The organism is Acinetobacter sp. FDAARGOS_515 (genome assembly GCF_003938865.1).
GTDB lineage: Bacteria > Pseudomonadota > Gammaproteobacteria > Pseudomonadales > Moraxellaceae > Acinetobacter > Acinetobacter ursingii.
Genome location: NZ_RKIX01000003.1, coordinates 2,831,123 through 2,849,581 on the forward strand (window position 1 = coordinate 2,831,123; position 18,459 = coordinate 2,849,581).

The 18,459-nt window shown below is 38.1% G+C and carries 13 protein-coding genes and 1 other annotated feature; of the genes, 10 read left to right on the top strand and 3 right to left on the bottom strand.

What is annotated here, in order from left to right:
- The first annotated feature begins 4 nt into the window (after positions 1–4).
- A complete protein-coding gene (locus EGS47_RS15225) occupies positions 5–3,100 on the top strand; it encodes a multidrug efflux RND transporter permease subunit (RefSeq protein ID WP_125269762.1) in 3,096 nt (1,031 codons plus the stop codon).
- Positions 3,097–6,201 (top strand): efflux RND transporter permease subunit, encoded by a 3,105-nt coding sequence (locus tag EGS47_RS15230; RefSeq protein WP_125269763.1) that lies wholly within the window; start codon positions 3,097–3,099, stop codon positions 6,199–6,201. The genes EGS47_RS15225 and EGS47_RS15230 overlap by 4 nt, the downstream gene beginning before the upstream one ends.
- Positions 6,202–6,312: 111 nt before the next feature.
- Here the strand turns inward: EGS47_RS15230 and EGS47_RS15235 are convergent.
- Positions 6,313–7,445 (bottom strand): IS3 family transposase gene (locus tag EGS47_RS15235; protein ID WP_223235881.1). Its coding sequence is split into 2 segments (ribosomal slippage): positions 6,313–7,193 and positions 7,193–7,445, totalling 1,134 coding nucleotides; the frame shifts between segments, so codons are not numbered across the junction.
- Positions 7,446–7,587: 142 nt separating this feature from the next.
- On the opposite strand from EGS47_RS15235, the gene EGS47_RS15240 reads away from it, so the two are divergent.
- The 6 genes from EGS47_RS15240 (at position 7,588) to EGS47_RS15265 (ending at position 14,336) form a co-directional block, all read left to right on the top strand.
- Positions 7,588–8,916, top strand: a complete 1,329-nt coding sequence (locus EGS47_RS15240) for an efflux transporter outer membrane subunit (RefSeq protein WP_416376709.1) — start codon at positions 7,588–7,590, stop codon at positions 8,914–8,916.
- Positions 8,917–9,003: 87 nt separating this feature from the next.
- On the top strand, positions 9,004–9,519 hold the full coding sequence (locus EGS47_RS15245) for an RNA polymerase sigma factor (protein ID WP_005004401.1): 516 nt from the start codon (positions 9,004–9,006) through the stop codon (positions 9,517–9,519).
- Positions 9,520–9,547: 28 nt separating this feature from the next.
- On the top strand, positions 9,548–10,519 hold the full coding sequence (locus EGS47_RS15250) for a FecR family protein (RefSeq protein ID WP_005004400.1): 972 nt from the start codon (positions 9,548–9,550) through the stop codon (positions 10,517–10,519).
- An 81-nt stretch (positions 10,520–10,600) separates the two neighbouring features.
- Positions 10,601–11,698, top strand: coding sequence for a TonB-dependent receptor (locus EGS47_RS15255; RefSeq protein WP_228711818.1), 1,098 nt, complete (start codon positions 10,601–10,603; stop codon positions 11,696–11,698).
- A protein-coding gene (locus tag EGS47_RS15260; RefSeq protein ID WP_125269079.1) for an IS3 family transposase occupies positions 11,667–12,886 on the top strand; the annotation gives its coding sequence in 2 pieces (ribosomal slippage) (positions 11,667–11,943 and positions 11,943–12,886; 1,221 coding nt in all). The genes EGS47_RS15255 and EGS47_RS15260 overlap by 32 nt, the downstream gene beginning before the upstream one ends.
- Positions 11,942–12,058: a sequence feature (AL1L pseudoknot), on the top strand. Its footprint overlaps the gene before it by 117 nt.
- A gap of 67 nt (positions 12,887–12,953) precedes the next feature.
- Positions 12,954–14,336, top strand: coding sequence for a TonB-dependent siderophore receptor (locus EGS47_RS15265; RefSeq protein WP_228711819.1), 1,383 nt, complete (start codon positions 12,954–12,956; stop codon positions 14,334–14,336).
- A 56-nt stretch (positions 14,337–14,392) separates the two neighbouring features.
- On the opposite strand, the gene EGS47_RS15270 is transcribed toward EGS47_RS15265, so the two are convergent.
- Positions 14,393–15,808 (bottom strand): aspartate ammonia-lyase, encoded by a 1,416-nt coding sequence (locus tag EGS47_RS15270; RefSeq protein WP_171064975.1) that lies wholly within the window; start codon positions 15,806–15,808, stop codon positions 14,393–14,395.
- A 134-nt stretch (positions 15,809–15,942) separates the two neighbouring features.
- On the opposite strand from EGS47_RS15270, the gene EGS47_RS15275 reads away from it, so the two are divergent.
- Together EGS47_RS15275 and EGS47_RS15280 are read left to right on the top strand one after the other, a co-directional pair.
- Positions 15,943–16,833: a LysR substrate-binding domain-containing protein gene (locus EGS47_RS15275; protein WP_005004390.1), complete on the top strand. Its 891-nt coding sequence runs from the start codon at positions 15,943–15,945 to the stop codon at positions 16,831–16,833.
- 272 nt (positions 16,834–17,105) lie between these two features.
- The gene (locus EGS47_RS15280; RefSeq protein ID WP_035272105.1) at positions 17,106–17,567 is read left to right on the top strand and encodes a MarR family winged helix-turn-helix transcriptional regulator; all 462 of its coding nucleotides are present in this window, start codon (positions 17,106–17,108) and stop codon (positions 17,565–17,567) included.
- 97 nt (positions 17,568–17,664) lie between these two features.
- On the opposite strand, the gene EGS47_RS15285 is transcribed toward EGS47_RS15280, so the two are convergent.
- Positions 17,665–18,363, bottom strand: a complete 699-nt coding sequence (locus tag EGS47_RS15285) for a hypothetical protein (RefSeq protein ID WP_005004385.1) — start codon at positions 18,361–18,363, stop codon at positions 17,665–17,667.
- Between the last annotated feature and the right edge of the window lie 96 nt (positions 18,364–18,459).

Here is an 18,459-nt window from a genome sequence, read left to right on the forward strand (position 1 = left end):
TGCAATGAATATTTCCCGTTTCTTTATTTTACGACCCGTTGCCACTACATTGTTAATGCTGGCACTACTATTTAGTGGTTTACTTATTTGGCGGTTTTTACCTGTTTCGGCATTACCACAAGTCGATTATCCTATTATTCAGGTTTATACCTTTCAACCAGGTGCTAATCCAGATACGGTTCAAAGAACCATTACAGCACCACTCGAACGTGAAATGGGCAAAATTGCTGGCCTCAAGCAGATGTCCTCAAACAGTTCTGTCGGTGCGTCTGTCATTACTTTACAATTTGAACTAAGTGCTGAGTTAGGGGTGGTTGAACAAGAAGTACAATCTGCTTTAAGTACGGCCAGTAGTAAATTGCCCAATGATCTACCGACGCCACCTGTCTACCGAAAAGTAAATCCTGCCGATGTGCCTGTGATTACTTTGGCGGTCAGTTCAGATACTTTGCCCCTCACCACTGTTTATGACATGGTGGATACTCGCATCGCACAAAAATTATCACAATTATCTGGTGTGGGAATGGTCAGTTTGGCGGGTGGGCAGCGTCCCGCTATACGTGTTCAAATGAATCCAACAGCACTGGCAGCTTATAAAATGAGTGCTGAAGATGTTCGTTCAGCCATTAATTCCGCCAATGCCAATCAGCCTAAAGGCAGTTTTGATGGGCCATATCGGACCACGATGCTAAATGCCAATGATCAGATTCGTTCTATTGCAGATTATGAAAATTTGATTTTGCGCTGGAATAATGGCGCACCGATTCGTTTGAAAGATGTTGCACAGATTCAGGAAGGAAGTGAAGACCGCTATATGGCAGCTTGGGCAGATCAGCAGTCTGCAATCTTAGTCAATGTACAACGTCAGCCCAATGCCAATGTGATTCAGGTCGCAGACCAGATCAAAAATATTTTACCTGAATTGCAAAAAAATCTACCTGAAAGTGTAAAAATTCGAGTCTTGACGGATCGTACTGAAAGCATTCGGAGTTCGATCCGTGATGTACAAAAAGAATTGGTTTTTGCAGTGTGTCTGGTGGTGATGGTCACTTTCCTTTTCTTAAGAAATTTGTCCGCGACCATAATTCCCAGTATTGCCGTGCCATTGTCGATTATTGCCACTTTTGTATTGATGTATTTTCTCGAATTCTCGGTAAATAACCTAACGCTCATGGCTCTGACCATCGCCACTGGTTTTGTGGTTGATGATGCGATTGTCATGTTGGAAAATATTACGCGGCATCGTGAAGCAGGAGAAAATCTCTTACAGGCTGCACTCAAGGGTGCAAAGGAAATAGGATTTACCCTGATTTCACTGACTATTTCATTAATTGCCGTTTTGATTCCATTGCTGTTTATGGGCGATGTCGTCGGACGCTTATTTCATGAATTCGCGGTGACTTTAGCGGCAGCGATCGCACTTTCTTTGGTGGTGTCTTTAACGCTCACGCCCATGATGTGTGCTTACTTACTTAAAGAAAATAAACATCATCAAAAAAATAGCCGATGGAGTCTGGATCAAGTCATTGACTGCTATGCAAAAGCATTACAATGGGTATTTAAACATCAGCCACTCATGCTCGGTATTATGTTGAGTACCGTGATTTTAGCAGGTGTTTTGTATTGGATGATTCCTAAAGGGTTTTTTCCTGTGCAGGATAGTGGTGTCATCCAAGTGGTGACTGAAGCACCAGATGATATTTCTTTTCAGGCGATGAGTGAACGTCAGCAAAACTTGGCCGCACAGATTTTAAAAGATCCTACTGTTGCGAGTTTGTCCTCATTTATTGGCATTGATGCCAATAATCCAAAACTCAGTAATGGCCGTATTTTAATTAATTTAAAACCACATGCAGAGCGAAGTTCGGCGGAGCAGGTGATTGATCGTTTACGAGATCAACTTGCTGATGTACAAGGGATTCATGCTTGGATGCAGCCCGTTCAGGAACTAAGTATTGAAGACAAAATTAGTCGTACCCAATATCAACTCAGTCTCAGCACAGCAAAAACTCAGGATTTACAACAATGGACACCTGTTTTAGTTGATGCATTAAAGCAACAGCCTGAGTTTTCAGATGTCACCAGTGAAAATGGTGGACAAGCATTGCAGGCTTATATTGATGTCAATCGAGATGCCGCAGCGCGTTTAGGACTTTCCATTGAAGATATTAGTCTGGCATTGCAAAATTTATTTGCACAACGCCAGATTGCGACTTTGTATACACAGTCTAATCAATATCGGATTGTATTGGAACTTGATCCTGCATTGACCCAAGGGCTTGATGGTTTAAACCATACCTATATTCATAATGCAAATGGTGAAGCAATCCAACTGAGTGCTGTCGCAAGTATTGAGCAAAAAAGAGTAGCGAGTGTTTTGCAACAACAAGCCCAATTTCCAGCCAATACCATTTCATTTAATCTGGCGCAAGGTGTATCACTTGGAGAAGCGATTCAAGCGATCAAGCGAGTAGAACAGGAACTAAAACCTCCTGCTGAAATCAATCTGAGTTTACAAGGTGCGGCAGCCGCTTTTGAAAATTCGCGACAACATACTTTCTGGCTAGTCATTGCTGCAATTGTCACGATGTACATTGTACTGGGTATTTTGTACGAAAGTTTTATTCATCCGATTACGATTCTTTCTACACTACCGTCCGCAGCCATTGGTGCATTATTGGCATTATTTATGGTCAACCAGCCACTCGATATGATCGCGCTGATCGGGATTATTTTGCTCATTGGACTCGTGAAAAAAAACGGCATCATGATGGTCGATTTTGCACTGGCAGCTCAACGCAATGAAGGTTTATCTCCTGAACAAGCGATTTATCAAGCTGCCTTAATGCGTTTTAGACCGATTTTAATGACGACATTAGCCGCACTTGTCGGCGCAATTCCTCTCATGCTAGCGTCTGGTTCTGGCGCTGAATTACGTCAGCCACTCGGTATTGTAATGGTTGGTGGTCTTATCCTAAGCCAAATTCTCACTTTATTTACCACGCCTGTGGTTTATCTGTTTTTCGATCGTTTACAACGAATTAAGCATCAGCAGAACAAGATAAATCCATCTGTTGATGAATCAGGAGCAATCACTTGAATATCTTTGCTCTGTTTGTTCATCGACCTGTTGCTAGCGTTTTACTGGGCATTGCCATGATTTTGCTTGGTATATTGGCATATTTTCGGTTACCCGTCGCGGCTTTGCCTCAGGCAGATATCCCGACCATTGTAGTACGTGCAAATTTACCAGGTGCAAGTCCTGAAAGTATGTCAGCTACAGTGGCAACACCACTGGAGCGCGCCATGATGGGCGTGTCTGGCATCAAAGCGATTAATTCGTCTAGTAGTCAAAACTCGACCCAAGTCACTTTGCATTTTGATCTGGATACAGATATCAATGAAGCAGCGCGTGAAGTACAGGCCGCTATCAATGCCGCAATATCTCAATTGCCTTCTGGTATGCCTAGCCCTCCTGAATATTTTAAGGTCAACCCCAGTCAAAGCCCCATTTTTTATCTTGCGCTGAGTTCCAAATATTTATCTGCAGGTCAATTATATGAGTTGGCAACCAATCAGTTACAACCCAATCTTGCCCAAATCAGTGGTGTTGGTGAAGTTGAAATTGATGGTGCGTCAATGCCTGCAGTGCGTATTGTGTTAAATCCAAATGCTCTGATTTCACAAGGAGTTTCTTTGGAGCAAGTTCGACAGGCAGTTGAAAAAAGTAATGTCGTACAGTCATTAGGTGTCATTGAAAATCAGCAACATCGTTGGCAAGTTGCACTTTCAACCGATTTAAAAGCTGCGGCAGATTTTGACAATTTAATTATCCATCAAACACCGCAGGGTATTGTCAGACTAAAAGATATTGCAAAAGTAGAAGATTCCGTTGAGAACCGTTATGTCAGTGGTTTCCATAATGGTGAACCTGCGGTCATTATTAAAATCAGCAGACAACCCAATGCCAATACCATCGCAACGATTGAAAAAATCAAGGCCAAACTCCCTGAATTAAATTCTCTTATTCCTGCCGATGCACAGTTGACAACAGTCATGGATGGTTCTGAAATTATTCATGCAGGTTTAAAAGAAGCGCGTGATACCTTGCTTTTTTCTATGCTATTGGTTGTGATTGTGGTTGCGCTGATGTTAGGAAGACTACAAAGTGCAATTGTGCCGACCATCGCCATGTTAGTTACTTTGATTGGCGCGACAAGTCTGGTTTATTTGGCAGGTTTTTCGCTGAACAATTTATCCATTATGGCAGTCATTGTTGCGATTGGGTTAGTCGTAGATGATGCCATTGTTGTTCTTGAAAATATTGAACGTCACATTGAACAGGGAGAAACACCATTTAATGCAGCTATTCAAGGCGTTCGGGAGGTTGGATTTACGCTGATTGCCATGAATCTGGCACTGATTGTGATTTTTATCTCTGTATTATTTATGGGTGGGGTCATTGAGCGGCTATTTAGGGAATTTTCGCTCACACTGGTTTTCATTGTTATTCTCTCAGTTTTTGTTTCTTTAATTTTAACTCCAAGTCTATCGGCCCGTTGTTTAAAGCCTTTAAATTCGCAGAATCATCAAGTTTTATATACGTATAGCCAACGCATGATGCAGTACTTAACACTGCATTATTTGCATTCATTAAAGTGGATCATGCGTCATGCATATCTCGCGATACTACTTTGGTTAGGTGCAATTGCGGGTTCAATCTATTTATATCAAAGTTTGCCTAAAAAGATTTTACCTGAGCAGGATACAGGCCGAATCGAAACATTCATTCGAGGGGATGATGGTTTTTCTTTTCAGATTATGCAGCCTAAAATTTTGACATTTAGCCAAAGTTTGCTCAAAGATCCTGCAATAAAAGATGTGATTGGAACTTCTGGCGGCGCTGGCGGAACCACCAATTCCTTCTTTATGGTGAGTTTAAAACCTAAAGCTGAACGCGATGGTCAGACAACGCATGAAATTGCTGAAAGGATTCGTCAAAATGCTCCGTGGTTAGCAGGGGCAATATTTTCGGCAAGAGTTCAACAGGATCTTGATCTGGAAGATCTTTTTGCTACAAGTGGAGGGCAGGACTATTTGCTGTTATTGCAATCGGATGATGTTGCCTTACTTAGAAAATGGGCGCCGAAAGTTGCAGAGGCGATGCAAAAACTACCTGAGCTTGAAGAGGTGGAAACTTTAGGCGATGAAGGGGCTCAGCATGTCACGCTCAATATTCATCGAGAGGCCGCACGACGTTTAGGCGTTGATATTGAAAGTATTTCAAGTGTACTGAACAACTCATTTTCACAACGACAAATTTCGACCATTTATGATCAAACCAATCAATTTCATGTCGTGATGGAAATTGATAAGCGTTTTACTGAAAATCCAGAATCATTGGCAAATATCAAAGTTCCGAATCAAAACGGTGAATATGTACCACTGACTAACTTCGCAACATGGTCATATGGAATTACAAATGATCGCGTACATCGACGCAACCAATATGCCGCAATGGGTATTGGCTATGTACTCAAACAAGGTTACACGGCTGAACAAGCCGAGACCGCGATTCGTGGTGTATTGCCACAGGTCATGCTGCCTCATCAGATTTTTGTTGCAACAGATCAAGATGTAGAAGCAGAAAGTTTACAAGCCGGCTTAAGTACACCGATGTTACTTTTAGCAGTTATTGTGCTGATTTATATCGTGTTAGGCGTAACTTATGAAAGTATGCTCCATCCATTGACGATACTGTCAACGGTTCCTGCTGTGGCTTTGGGCGGTTTACTCACACTTTGGTTATTTAATTTTGAATTTAGCCTGATCGCCTTACTGGGCATGTTTTTATTAATTGGAATTGTTGTAAAAAATGCAATTTTACTGATTGATTTCACCTTACAGCAACGTCGGCTGGGCAAGACAGCATTTGAATCGATTCTATCTGCGGCAGCATTGCGGTTTCGTCCTATTTTAATGACCAATACCGCAGCTTTATTAGGCGCTATTCCATTGGCACTCAGTACAACTGAAGGTTCTGAACTACGACAACCTTTGGGCATTGTGATCGTGGGTGGTTTGGCATTGGGTCAACTCTTAACCCTCTATACCACACCTGTGATGTATCTCTTGTTAGAGAAACTGGCTCAAATGTGTAAACAATTCAATATTACCAATGCCTTCGGCTATAGAAGATAGAAATAGATAGGAAAATAGAAAAGTGATCAGTTCGATTTTATCTAAACATCAGAGGTGGTCCCACATGTTTGAACAACTAAAAGCTTATTTATAAGTGATACTCTGCTCTAGTTAAGCTACCTTATTTTGTTGTGGTAGCTGGTCATAGTAAAACTCATCTGGAGTCATTTTGTCCAGACTCGAATGAGGTCGTTTCAAATTATAAAATTCAAAATATGCGTTTAATTGCTTCTTCGCATCCAAAACATTGCTGTAGGCTTTGAGATACACCTCTTCATATTTAACGCTCCGCCATAATCGTTCAACCATCACATTATCAACCCATCGACCTTTACCATCCATACTGATTTGAATGCCATTTGATTTCAATACATCAATAAATGCATCACTGGTAAACTGACTGCCTTGGTCTGTATTAAATATTTCAGGTCGACCATATTTTTCAATAGCTTCATTTAATGTTTCTATGCAAAATGTAACCTCCATACTAATCGATACTCTATGCGCAAGTACCTTGCGGCTATGCCAATCAATCACAGCACATAAATAAACAAAGCCTTTTGCCATAGGGATATACGTTATATCCGTAGACCACACTTGATTACTGCGCTGAATAGCCAATCCTTTGAGCAGATATGGATATTTGCGGTGAGCTTGATTAGCCTGGCTTAAATTTGGTTTGCAATATAACGCATTAATGCCCATTTTCTTCATTAAAGTACGTGTATGACGTCGTCCTATATGATGTCCTTGACGATTCAACAAATCACGCATCATCCGGCTACCTGCAAAAGGGTATTGCATATGTAACTCATCCATACACCGCATTAGCTTCAGATCTGATGCACTCACAGGTTTTGGGCGATAGTAATAACAACCACGGGAGACTTTCAGCAGCTGAGCTTGCTTAGATACTGAAATCTGAAGTGAGTCATCGATTAACTTTTGTGGTTGAAGCGGCCCAGTTTCTTCAACACACCTTCTAAAAAATCAATTTCTAATGCCTGCTCACCGATTTTTGCATGTAGTTTTTTTAGATCGATGGGTGGTTCTGTTGGAGCTTTTGATTGATCGAAAGCTTGCGAGGAAGCTGAAATCAGTTGATTTTTCCAGTCGATAATTTGGTTTTGATGAACATCAAATTCAGCACTCAATTCAGCAAGTGTTTTTTCTGCTTTAATCGCAGCAAGTGCTACCTTAGCTTTAAAATCATTTGAATGATTTCTTCTTGGTCTACGTGCCATAAAATACTCCATATATTGATGTTTATAACATCATTTGGGGAGCAAAATATCACTTATAAGTGTTGTTCAAATTTCCTGATCCACCTCTCATCTACCCAGTTTTAGCTGTGTCTTACTAATTGTAGGGTGTAGTTCAAATATAGTGACGCATCCACCTGCTTATCAACAACCTGTTATTCAGGCAGATACGCAGTATAAATATGCTTCATTAAATTGGGTACAAACTCAAACTTTGACGCCCCAAACCTCTCAGTGGTGGCAACTTTATCAAGATACAAAGCTCAATACCTTGATTCAGCAACTTAATACAGAAAATTTAACTTTAAAACAGGCCGAAGCGCGTTATCGCAATGCGATCGCTTTACTTGATGAGCAACGTTCCGCACGTTTACCCAGCTTAGGTGTCGAAGGCACGGCAAATCGGAATGGCAGTAAAAATAATAAGGCGACTAGCCAATTTAGTGCAGGAATACAAGCCAGTTGGGTGCCTGACTTATGGGGCAGAGTGGCCAAAGCTGTAGAGGGACAACAAGCCAATCTGGAAGCTTCACAGGCAGACTTAGCAGCGGTCAAGCTGAATCAGCAACTTTTAGCAGCACAAAGCTACTGGAATATTCGATTATTAGATTTACAGCTCGATGTACTTAGACAAACTCGGCAAAGTTATGCACGTTCGGTGCAAATTTTAAAAAATCAATATCAGGCGGGTATGATCGCTCGTGCAGATGTTATTCAGGCAGAAACACAACTCAAACAAGTCGAAATTCAACAAATTGAACGACAACGTGAAAGAAACTTACAAGAAAATATCCTCGCTGTATTACTCGGCCAAACGGTTGTTCAGTTTCAGCTTGGCAAGCAAACAGCTCAGTTTAATGTCCCTACAATTCCTGCCCAGATTCCAAGTCATTTATTAATTCAGCGACCAGATGTAATTCGCACTGAACGAGAACTGGCTGCCACACATGCACAACTTGGTTTAGCGCAAACCGCATGGCTTCCAGACCTGAGTATTGGTTTAAATGGAAGCTTAAATAACAATATATTTTCACAACTTTTTCAATCACCAAACTATCTTTGGTCAATTGGTTTAAATACCGCAGCGACAGTATTTGATGGCGGAAAACGTAAAGCGGGGATTGATCAAGCACAAGCCAATTATGATGAAAAACTGGCTGCATATAAGCAAACAGTATTGACGGGTTGGAAAGAAGTGGAAGATGGCTTAATGCAATCAGCAAGTCTAAAACACCAAGCTTCAGAACAAGCTCAATTGTTAAATCTAGCCCATGAAAATGAACGTGTTGTCACTCAGCGTTATAATTCTGGACTGGTCAGTTATTTAGAAGTAGTTACAGCACAAAACTTACGTTTGCAAGCAGAACAAGATCGACTGGAATTACAACAACGTCAGATGATCAATTCAATGCAACTGATTGCAGCATTAGGCACAGGATGGGGCAGAGACTAATGTTGTAAAATTAATTTTAAATAAAATTGATAGTAATTCTCATTACTGATACATTAGCCACATTTCTGACGGTGTGACGTTACTCTCATGACGGCAAATCAACAAATCATCACGCATTACATAGCAGAGCTATATAAAGTTCACTATAGCTGGTTATATGGTTGGTTGTATAAAAAATTAGGCTCGGCTGAAAATGCCGAAGATGTTTTACAAGATACATTTACCAAACTGATTCGTAGTCAGGGATTGCTCGACATTCAGCAGCCTAAAGCTTATTTAACCACGACGGCGAAACGGATTTTAATTGATCGGGCAAGACATCAAAAAATAGAGCAAGCTTATCTTGAATATTTGACTCAGCAAAACCTCAGTTATGATATTAGTCCAGAACAAACGGTACTTGCGATAGATATACTCAATAAACTTGCACAGGTTCTGGATGGTTTACCTGAACGACAGCAGCTTGCGTTTCTAATGCATTACATTGATGATTTGAGTCTGGTCGAGATTGCCAAACAATTAAACGTGACCAGTAAAACCATTCATCATGATCTGGTTAAAACCTTAAGTCATTGTTATGCTGTGTTAAAATCAGATTTATAAATATATTCTTATAATAAGACGAATGTTCATGTCAAAACCTGACCAACAAATTGTAAACGAAGCAGCAGAATGGTTAATTACATTAAGTTCTGGTGACTATTCTCAGGATGATTTGAGTCAACTCGAATATTGGAAACAGCAAAGTCCTGAGCATTTAAAAACTTTTGAAGAATTACAACAATTTTTAAATCAAGTAGATGTACTTAAAGCTCAAAATCTACGATCACAACATCCAGTGGTTCAGAATAATATTTTAAGAAAAACGTCGACCAAGAAAAAAACAGCACCTCTATTATGGGGGAGCAGTTTAATCATTGCGGTGATTACGGCTTGGGTGGTTTCTCAGTTACCTTATCAACGTTGGAACGCAGATCATTCAACGGAAGCGCAACAATGGCAACAGAATATTTTATCTGATCAAAGCTCCATTCAGATGGCGGGTCAAACAGCGTACAATCTACAATACAATTTGGATCAGAGAAAAATACATTTATTTAAAGGAAATATTTTGGTTCATGTCGCCAAAGATCGTAGTAGACCTTTTGTAGTTGATTTAGGAGATATCCAAGTACAAGCATTAGGGACTCAATTTATTGTCAATTACGATCATGATCAGGTTCGTGTCAGTATGATTGAATCGAAAACCAAAATTTATTCTGTGCATCATCGTTTTGAACCCATTATGCTTGAAACAGGTCAAAGCTTTAATTTTTCTGGAAATCAGGTGCATATAGAGAGCGTGAATCCAGATATTTTACAAAAGTCATGGCTTAATAAAAAAATGGTTGTCGATGATATGGCACTGGATCAAGTCTTGGACATACTTGAAAGCTATCAGTCCAGTAAATTTATTTATAACTACAAGACATTGAGTCAATACCGTGTTAATGCCGTATTGCCATTGGATGATCCTGACTCAGCCATGCAATTATTAAAAGACCAACTCCACCTAAGTACTTATTCCGTCGGCGATTTATTGACTGTTATTCAAAAAGATTAAAAATCTATAAAAAAACTTCCTGTTTTGATTTCTAAAACGTCTTAGTTAATAGGCAAATATAAATGATGTAAGGAAATTAAAATGGGGTCTATTCGTCGTCCATTTCTCAATCCAAAACCTTTAGTTTTAGCGATTCATATGGCAACTCTCTCTATTGCTGCTTTACCAGTGATTACTCATGCAGCGCCTACGCAAGTCAACATTCCAGCGGGGAATCTGGCACAAGTGCTGAATCGTTATGCCTTAGAGCAGGGTGTTAATATTGTTTTTGACAGTCGCTTGTTTTCAGGAGTTAGAAGTCAGGGAATACAGGGCTCGTATGAAACTCATGATGGTTTTACAGAATTATTAAAAAATACTAATTATCAAATTAAACAAACTTCCAGTGGTTATCGCGTAGAAGAAAAAAATAAAAATAATAAAAAAGAAGAAGTGGTTAAATTAACACCACTTCAATCGAAAGCCAATCAGAGTGGGCGATCAGGTTTAGCATCTTCGGATTCTGTGCTTCCGACGATTACCCTTGAAGCTGACAATCAAGATGAGCCCTTAAAACGGGTCAATACTGTGGGTGTTTTAGGGAATAAAAGCGTAATTGATACGCCATATTCAATTACCACAAAAACTGCTGAAGAAATTGAAACCAGACAGACAAACTCTTTAGGTAAAATTTTTGTCGGTGATCCAAGTATTGTCACAGAAGTTAATTCATATAGCAGTGGATGGAGTACACCAGTTTCGATTCGTGGCTTAAAGCTCGATGAAACGAATGGTTATAAAGTGAATGGTTATTCAGTCAGTGCATGGGGGGGAGAATTTCCTGTTGAGCTTGCACAGAATGTAATGGCTTTAAAGGGTTTATCAGGCTTAATGTATGGTTTTGCAACACCTGGTGGGATTATCAATTATCAAACCAAACAACCTACTGAAGAAAACCTTCTAAGTACAAAAATAGGTTATCGAAGCGCTGGTATCTTATCTGCAAGTTTGGATGCAGGCGGCCGAGTCGGAGAGGATAAACAATTTGGCTATCGGTTCAATATCGTTAAGGAAAAAGGTGAGACTTATAATGGTTCAGATGCTGACAATTTAGCAACTGAACCGTACCGGGTTTGTCGGAGGGTCAATATTCTGAGAGACTATTCCGATGAAAAAACCAAACTATACCCCCGAAATTAGAGAAAGAGCGGTTCAATTACTAATTGAATCTGAAAAAGATTATCCTTCTACTTGGGCAGCAATCACAGCTATTGCACCTAAGATTGGTTGTACTCCTGAAACATTGCGTGTTTGGTATTTAAAGCATATGGATCAACTAAATCCTGCCAAAGTACAACAGATATCTGACCAAGAAAAAATGAAGCAAATGGAACGTGAAATTAAAGAATTAAAACGTGCCAATGAAATTCTACGTAAAGCAGCCGCTTTTTTCGCCCAGGCGGAGCTCGACCGCCCACACAAATAATGGTGGATTTTATCCATAACAATAAAGATCGATATGGTGTTGAAGCGATTTGTAGAATTTTACCGATTGCAGCTTCGACCTATTATCGGGCTTTAGATCTCGTTGATAACCCAGAACATCGAGCGAAACGTGCTCAGCATGATTTACATCATGCAGAACAAATCAAACGTATTTGGAAAGAAAGTTCAGGTCGATATGGTGTACGTAAAGTCTGGCAAAAATTGAAACGTGAAGGCTATGTTATTGCACGTTGTACAGTTGCTCGATTGATGCAGAAGCTAGATATACAAGGTGTTTGGCGTGGTAAGAACAAACAAACTACCCGCAGCCGAGATGATCAAAAACGAGCAGATGATTTAGTGAAACGGAATTTTAGTGCTGATCGACCTGACCAATTATGGGTCAGTGACTTTACGTATATTCAAACCAATTCTGGCTGGGTCTACACTGCATTTATTATTGATGTGTTCTCGCGAGCAATTGTTGGATGGAAAGTATCTACACGGATGAATACAGATATGGTGCTCGATGCATTGGAGCAAGCATTGCACGATCGAGGCATGCCAAAGAATGTAATTCATCATTCCGATAGAGGTGTTCAATATCTTTCTATTCGCTATACCAATCGTTTAGAAGCAGCAAATTTACGAGCATCAGTCGGTACGACAGGTGATTCATACGATAATGCTTTGGCTGAAACGGTGAATGGCTTATACAAAACAGAGGTGATTGAATATTTAAAAGCAGATTGGCAAGGTTTAGCGGATGTACAACTTGCGACATTAAATTGGGTAGATTGGTTCAACAAAAAGCGTGTACACAGTGCACTGGGTTATGTATCGCCTTTTGAGTTTGAAGCAATGTACTATGATAAGATTAATCCGTTAGGTCAGGTGGCCTAACTTAAATAAAAAAGTCTCCGACAAACCCGGTACGGTTCAAACAGCATTAGCACTTGATTATCGTATTTTGCCAAATTTAGTGTGGAAAGGGGAGATTCTTTATCAAGATCGACATTTAGATAATGAAGCTTCAATGTTTTCATGGTGGGGATTTGAAGGTAATAAACTTCCAAAACCTATTGATGGTAGTGATAAACATATAGTAAAAGGTGCTTTTTATACGATTCATTCTGCACTTGCACAGACAGGATTGTATTGGCAAATTAATGATGACTGGAAAGCCGAAATCACTCAGGCGAGAACTAGAAATCGTAATTTTGTGAATAAAACTTTTGCCTATATTTTGAATGAACAAGGGGATTATTCAATAAACATGTATCAATTAGGCGGGGAAAGCGTTCGTGATACCAGTCAATTAATGATAAATGGTTTATTTAACACAGGTTTTATCAAACATGATTTAGTTTTTGGTGGATCTTTTGAAAAAAAAGAAATGCGTGATGGAAACTATAACTGGGACGCGAATGTTGCTACAGGCAATATTTATCAACCCCAAACCACTTACTATGATAAACCGATGGACTTTACTCAAACAGATTCTGGAAATATTTATCAAAAACAAGTCTTTGCAAGTGATACGTTAAGTCTTAATGACCATTGGCAGGCAATCATTGCGGGACGTTATATCAATTACAATAATCAAGCAAATACTTATCAAAAAGAAGTGGTTACACCAACTTATGCTTTAATTTATAAACCAATTGAAGATTGGTCATTTTATGCAAGTTATTCAGAAGCATTGGAAGAAGGTCAAAAAGTCACAAGTGGTTCTGGTCAGCAATATGCAAATGAAGGTCAATATTTAGATCCAACCATTAGTAAACAGTATGAAATTGGAACCAAATATCAACAAGATCGATGGCATGCATCAGCTGCTTTATACCGGTTAGAACGTATGGCGACAATCGATGAGATGATAAATGGTCAGCTATATCTCACTCAAAATGGTGAAACCGTCTATCAAGGTTTTGAATTGATGGGGGGATATAAAATTACCCCAGATTTAACTATAAATGCAGGGATCAATTTAAACGATCCAAGTATTGAAAAAGTCAGTGAAGCAAATATTGAATATAAAGGGAATCGTCCATCTGGTGCATCCAAAATCCAAGCAGTGGTTCAAGCTGACTGGAATATACCTTATATAGAAGGTTTAAGTGTACATGGTGATGTACGTCATTATGGTGATACATGGTACAACGATGAAAATACCATTAAATTTGATGATTACACCTTAGTTAATATTGGCAGTGGTTATCAGACGCGTATTTCAAATAAGCCTGTGACTTTTAGAGCTGATATTAATAATTTACTTAATAAAAAATACTGGATGAACTCTGGTGCAGGAGAACCAATTACGTTTGTTTTAAGTGCAAAAGTAGATTGGTAAATCATATTTATATTCAAAAATAAAGGCGCTTTAAAGCGCCTTTATTGATTAAATGCTTAAGCTGCGTTTTTAGGTTTGACCATATTATCAATCGCTAAAATCTCAGCAATCACTTCATCCGATAAAAGCTGTTCTTCGCGAATTAAACTGAGAACGCTTAAACCTGATTCATTTGCAGTTTTGGCAATACGAGTCGTTGTTTCATAACCTAAATATGGATTCAATGCAGTGACGATACCAATCGAGTTTTCTACTTGAGCTTTACAATGCTCGGCATTGGCAGTCACCGTATCAATGCATTTGGTTCTAAACATTACCAAAGCACGAGATAACAACTCAATGGATTCAAATAATTTAAATGCAATCAATGGTTCCATTGCATTCAATTGAAGTTGACCTGCTTCGGCTGCCAAAGTAACCGCTAGATCATTTGCAATAATCTGAAAACAAACCAGATTTAATGCCTCAGGAATCACTGGATTAACTTTACCTGGCATAATTGAACTACCTGGCTGACGCGCTTCAAGATTAATTTCATTAATTCCTGTACGCGGACCGCTGGACAATAAGCGCAGATCATTGGCAATTTTTGATAATTTCGTTGCTGTACGTTTTAGCAAACCTGATAAAAGGACAAAATCGCCCATATCTGAAGTGGCTTCAATCAAATCTGGTGCAGACTGAATATTTTTTTGGCTAATTTCAGACAAAGCCTGAATCGCAAGTTGCGTATAACGATACTCAGTATTAATCCCTGTACCAATTGCTGTGCCACCCAAATTCATATAATTCAACGTGTTTGGCGCAATGCTATTGATTTGAGCTAAATCTTTTTCAAGTGTCGCAGCAAAAGCATGGAGTTCCTGACCAAGTGTCATCGGTACCGCATCTTGAAGTTGAGTACGTCCCATTTTCAAAATATGAGAAAACTCCTGACCTTTGGCGCGCAAACTTGCAATGATGTCTTCAAATGGTTTATTTAGATCATCTAAACTAAATAACAAACCTAAGCGAATTGCAGTAGGGTATACATCATTGGTGGATTGTGACATATTCACATCATTATTTGGATGTAAATATTGATATTCGCCTTTTTTATGATTGAGATATTCAAGTCCAATATTAGCAATCACTTCATTTGCATTCATATTGGTCGAGGTTCCAGCACCACCTTGAATCATATCAATGGGAAACTGTTCATGAAATGAACCATTTACAAGTTGTTCAGAAGCATATTTAATCGCTTCAAGTTTGATATTATCAAGTTTACCCAACTGGTTATTTGCTTGCGCACATGCCAGTTTAACCATAGCTAAAGATTTAATTATATTCGGAAATTGTTCTATTTTATTTGAACTTAAGTTGAAGTTTTCTATGGCTCTTAAAGTTTGAATTCCAAAATAAAATTGATTGGGTACTTCACGAAAACCTAAAAGATCTTTTTCTGTACGTGTTAAAATTTCGGCGTTCATTTTTTTATCTGTCTGAGGAAGATAATTCATCATAAAATTGGTAAGAAATAATTTCTAATGCATAGATTAAATTTGCTATGCAAAATTTGCATACTGTGATTATAATTTGATGATCTTACGCTTAGACCATACACATGAGCCTTGAAATTCGCTGGATTGAAGATCTTTTAACCCTTGAACAAGAACGATCAATTTCTAAAGCCGCAGAACGAAGATTTGTTAGCCAATCTGCATTTACCAGACGAATTCAACATCTTGAGCAGGCATTAGGCTTTCCAATTTTAGATAGAGACAGTCGGCATCTTGAGTTTACCGATGCAGGACAGATTTTACTTGCGACCGCTAAAAGTATAGAAAATCAATTACAGGCAACATTGGCTTTATTAAATAATTTAAATAGATCAAAAGAAATTACGGTTCGTTTTGCTGTCGTTCATTCTTTAAGTTCAACGTTTTTTTCAAAGTTTATTCAGCTATTTCCAGAGCATTTACAAGAGTTTAAAATTGAGTTAATTGCTGCTAATGTGGGAGAGGGTTTTAAACTTTTAAAAGAAGGAGCATGTGATTTTTTTATTGGTTACATTGATCATAATAAAATCAATCAAATAAATACTGATATTATTGATTATTTAAAGTTAGGGCAAACTGAAATTATTCCAGTTTGCATTACTCATAATAATGGCGAAGCTAAGTTTGATATTAATAAACATTTTCCATTACTTTCATATAGTAAAAATGCGTATTTAAGAAATCTAGTAGATCAAGTGATATTAAATCAATTAAATTATCGGATTTTATATGAAACAGATCATGCAAATAATTTAAAAGATTTTGTTATGCAAGGAGCAGGCGTAGCGTGGTTACCTAGAATTACGATTGAAGATGAACTAGCAACGAATAAAGTCAAAATTTTAGCAGATACAAAATTTAGCATTCAGCAAGAAATTTTTATTTTAAGGAATAAGTTAAACAAAGATTCCTCTCTACAGCAGATCTGGAGTTTTTTAAAAAAAGTTCAGGTTTGAACTAGATATGGACTTTGCTGCTTGAATAAACTGCTAAATTTCATAATTTTTTAAATGGATAACTTATGAAAACTATGTATATAAGATCATAGACTTAGTTTTAATGAATGGTTAATTTTATAAAATTATGCCAAAAAACATAGTAATTATGATGAAAATTATTACACTAGTATATTGATTTTAAAAAAATAAATACTCTAAAATGGTTATAGTTTTTAGCTGTTGTCTGAATTTTTCTTTTATCCCATAGCGTATGGATGAATCATTTTTTTATGTCAAATAAGTATTCCAAATTTTTTCCAAATCATGACGAATTTAATCTAGATAATTTTCCTTACTACTGGATTACACAAGTCTATGGTCTGTATGTTGCCAAAATGGACAACTCTTTAAAAAAATACGGTTTAGATAATTCTAGACGTCGTATTTTATTGACGGCTTATCTTTATCCAAATGCAAGTGTTTCTGATTTATCGGAAATGACGTTAATAAAAATATCAACGACTACCAAAATTTTAATTCGTCTGCGTGAAGAGAATTTGATTGAAACCATGTTGTGTCCCGATGACAACCGAGTGACTCGAGTTAAATTGACACAACAAGGTGAAGAAATGGTCAAAAAGATTAATGAAATGACGGTTGTGTTGTTTGAAGATAGTTTTAAAGGACTAAAGCCTTCTGATATTGACCGTTTAAATGATTCATTGAAGATCATTAAACAAAATTTGGAATAGTAGCGCGTCTAAACTCACACCTTCGTTCGACTCATGGCTTCTAGAGTGTCCTATAGAATGCCATTGAGTTATATTGAATTGAAATGACGAATTTGTTTTAGCAAATCAATAATAATCTATACTCATTTTTTCTTTCAGTGGGCGCACGATGAACGCAAGGCAAAACTTGCTGTTTGGGATGATCTACTGCCAATCGCCAAAGATGTCCTGAGCCTAAGTTCAAAGGGTTTGCATCAGGTTTAGGCTGATAATGTAGATCGAAAAAATGGTCTTCTAGGAACATTTCAAATTCATCTTCTGGACCATGATACAGTTGTTTGAGTTTTTCTCTAATTGCTGGAATCTTAATTTTTTGCTCAACTTGATCGTTGGGTAAAATGTCACTGGCTGGACCAAAATAAGTACATAAAAACGTATCAGTCTCGATCGGTGAACGATCAATATGATATGAATAAACATCTGTGGAAATAAAATCGAGATCTTCATCACGCTGATAATTTTTAAGCAAATTCAGTACAGGTGATGCACCAAAATCAGTTAATAATTGCATATCTTTTAAAATAATGTCTCTTGCTAAATGTCCATTTTCCGAGAGTTTCAGCTCTAGAAGGTCTTCTATCGAGATTTCTGTAATATTCTCTTTTAATACAAGTTTATCAACAATCTCTTTGAAATCACCAATTAGGTTTCGATGCCAGCAAATCGCATTCATGCTTTTTTGAAAATTTGAATTTATCAATTCAGAAAAAGTTGAAACTACACTAATTTGACGACTATCGGAAAATGTACTGGCCATATAAGAATGAAATAAAGAGTGTATTGCGCTTTATTATATAACATTGAACTCTGAAAATTACATTTGCATACTTGCGGCAAAAATCTTGTAAAGATG

Bases quoted from the DNA above. Each gene is read 5' to 3' on its own strand.
- EGS47_RS15255 (WP_228711818.1), top strand. From the start codon at position 10,601: ATGGGGTCTATTCGTCGTCCATTTCTCAATCCAAAACCTTTAGTTTTA.
- EGS47_RS15245 (WP_005004401.1), top strand. From the start codon at position 9,004: ATGACGGCAAATCAACAAATCATCACGCATTACATAGCAGAGCTATAT.
- EGS47_RS15270 (WP_171064975.1), bottom strand. From the start codon at position 15,808: ATGAACGCCGAAATTTTAACACGTACAGAAAAAGATCTTTTAGGTTTT.
- EGS47_RS15225 (WP_125269762.1), top strand. From the start codon at position 5: ATGAATATTTCCCGTTTCTTTATTTTACGACCCGTTGCCACTACATTG.
- EGS47_RS15275 (WP_005004390.1), top strand. From the start codon at position 15,943: ATGAGCCTTGAAATTCGCTGGATTGAAGATCTTTTAACCCTTGAACAA.
- EGS47_RS15280 (WP_035272105.1), top strand. From the start codon at position 17,106: ATGTCAAATAAGTATTCCAAATTTTTTCCAAATCATGACGAATTTAAT.
- EGS47_RS15285 (WP_005004385.1), bottom strand. From the start codon at position 18,363: ATGGCCAGTACATTTTCCGATAGTCGTCAAATTAGTGTAGTTTCAACT.
- EGS47_RS15250 (WP_005004400.1), top strand. From the start codon at position 9,548: ATGTCAAAACCTGACCAACAAATTGTAAACGAAGCAGCAGAATGGTTA.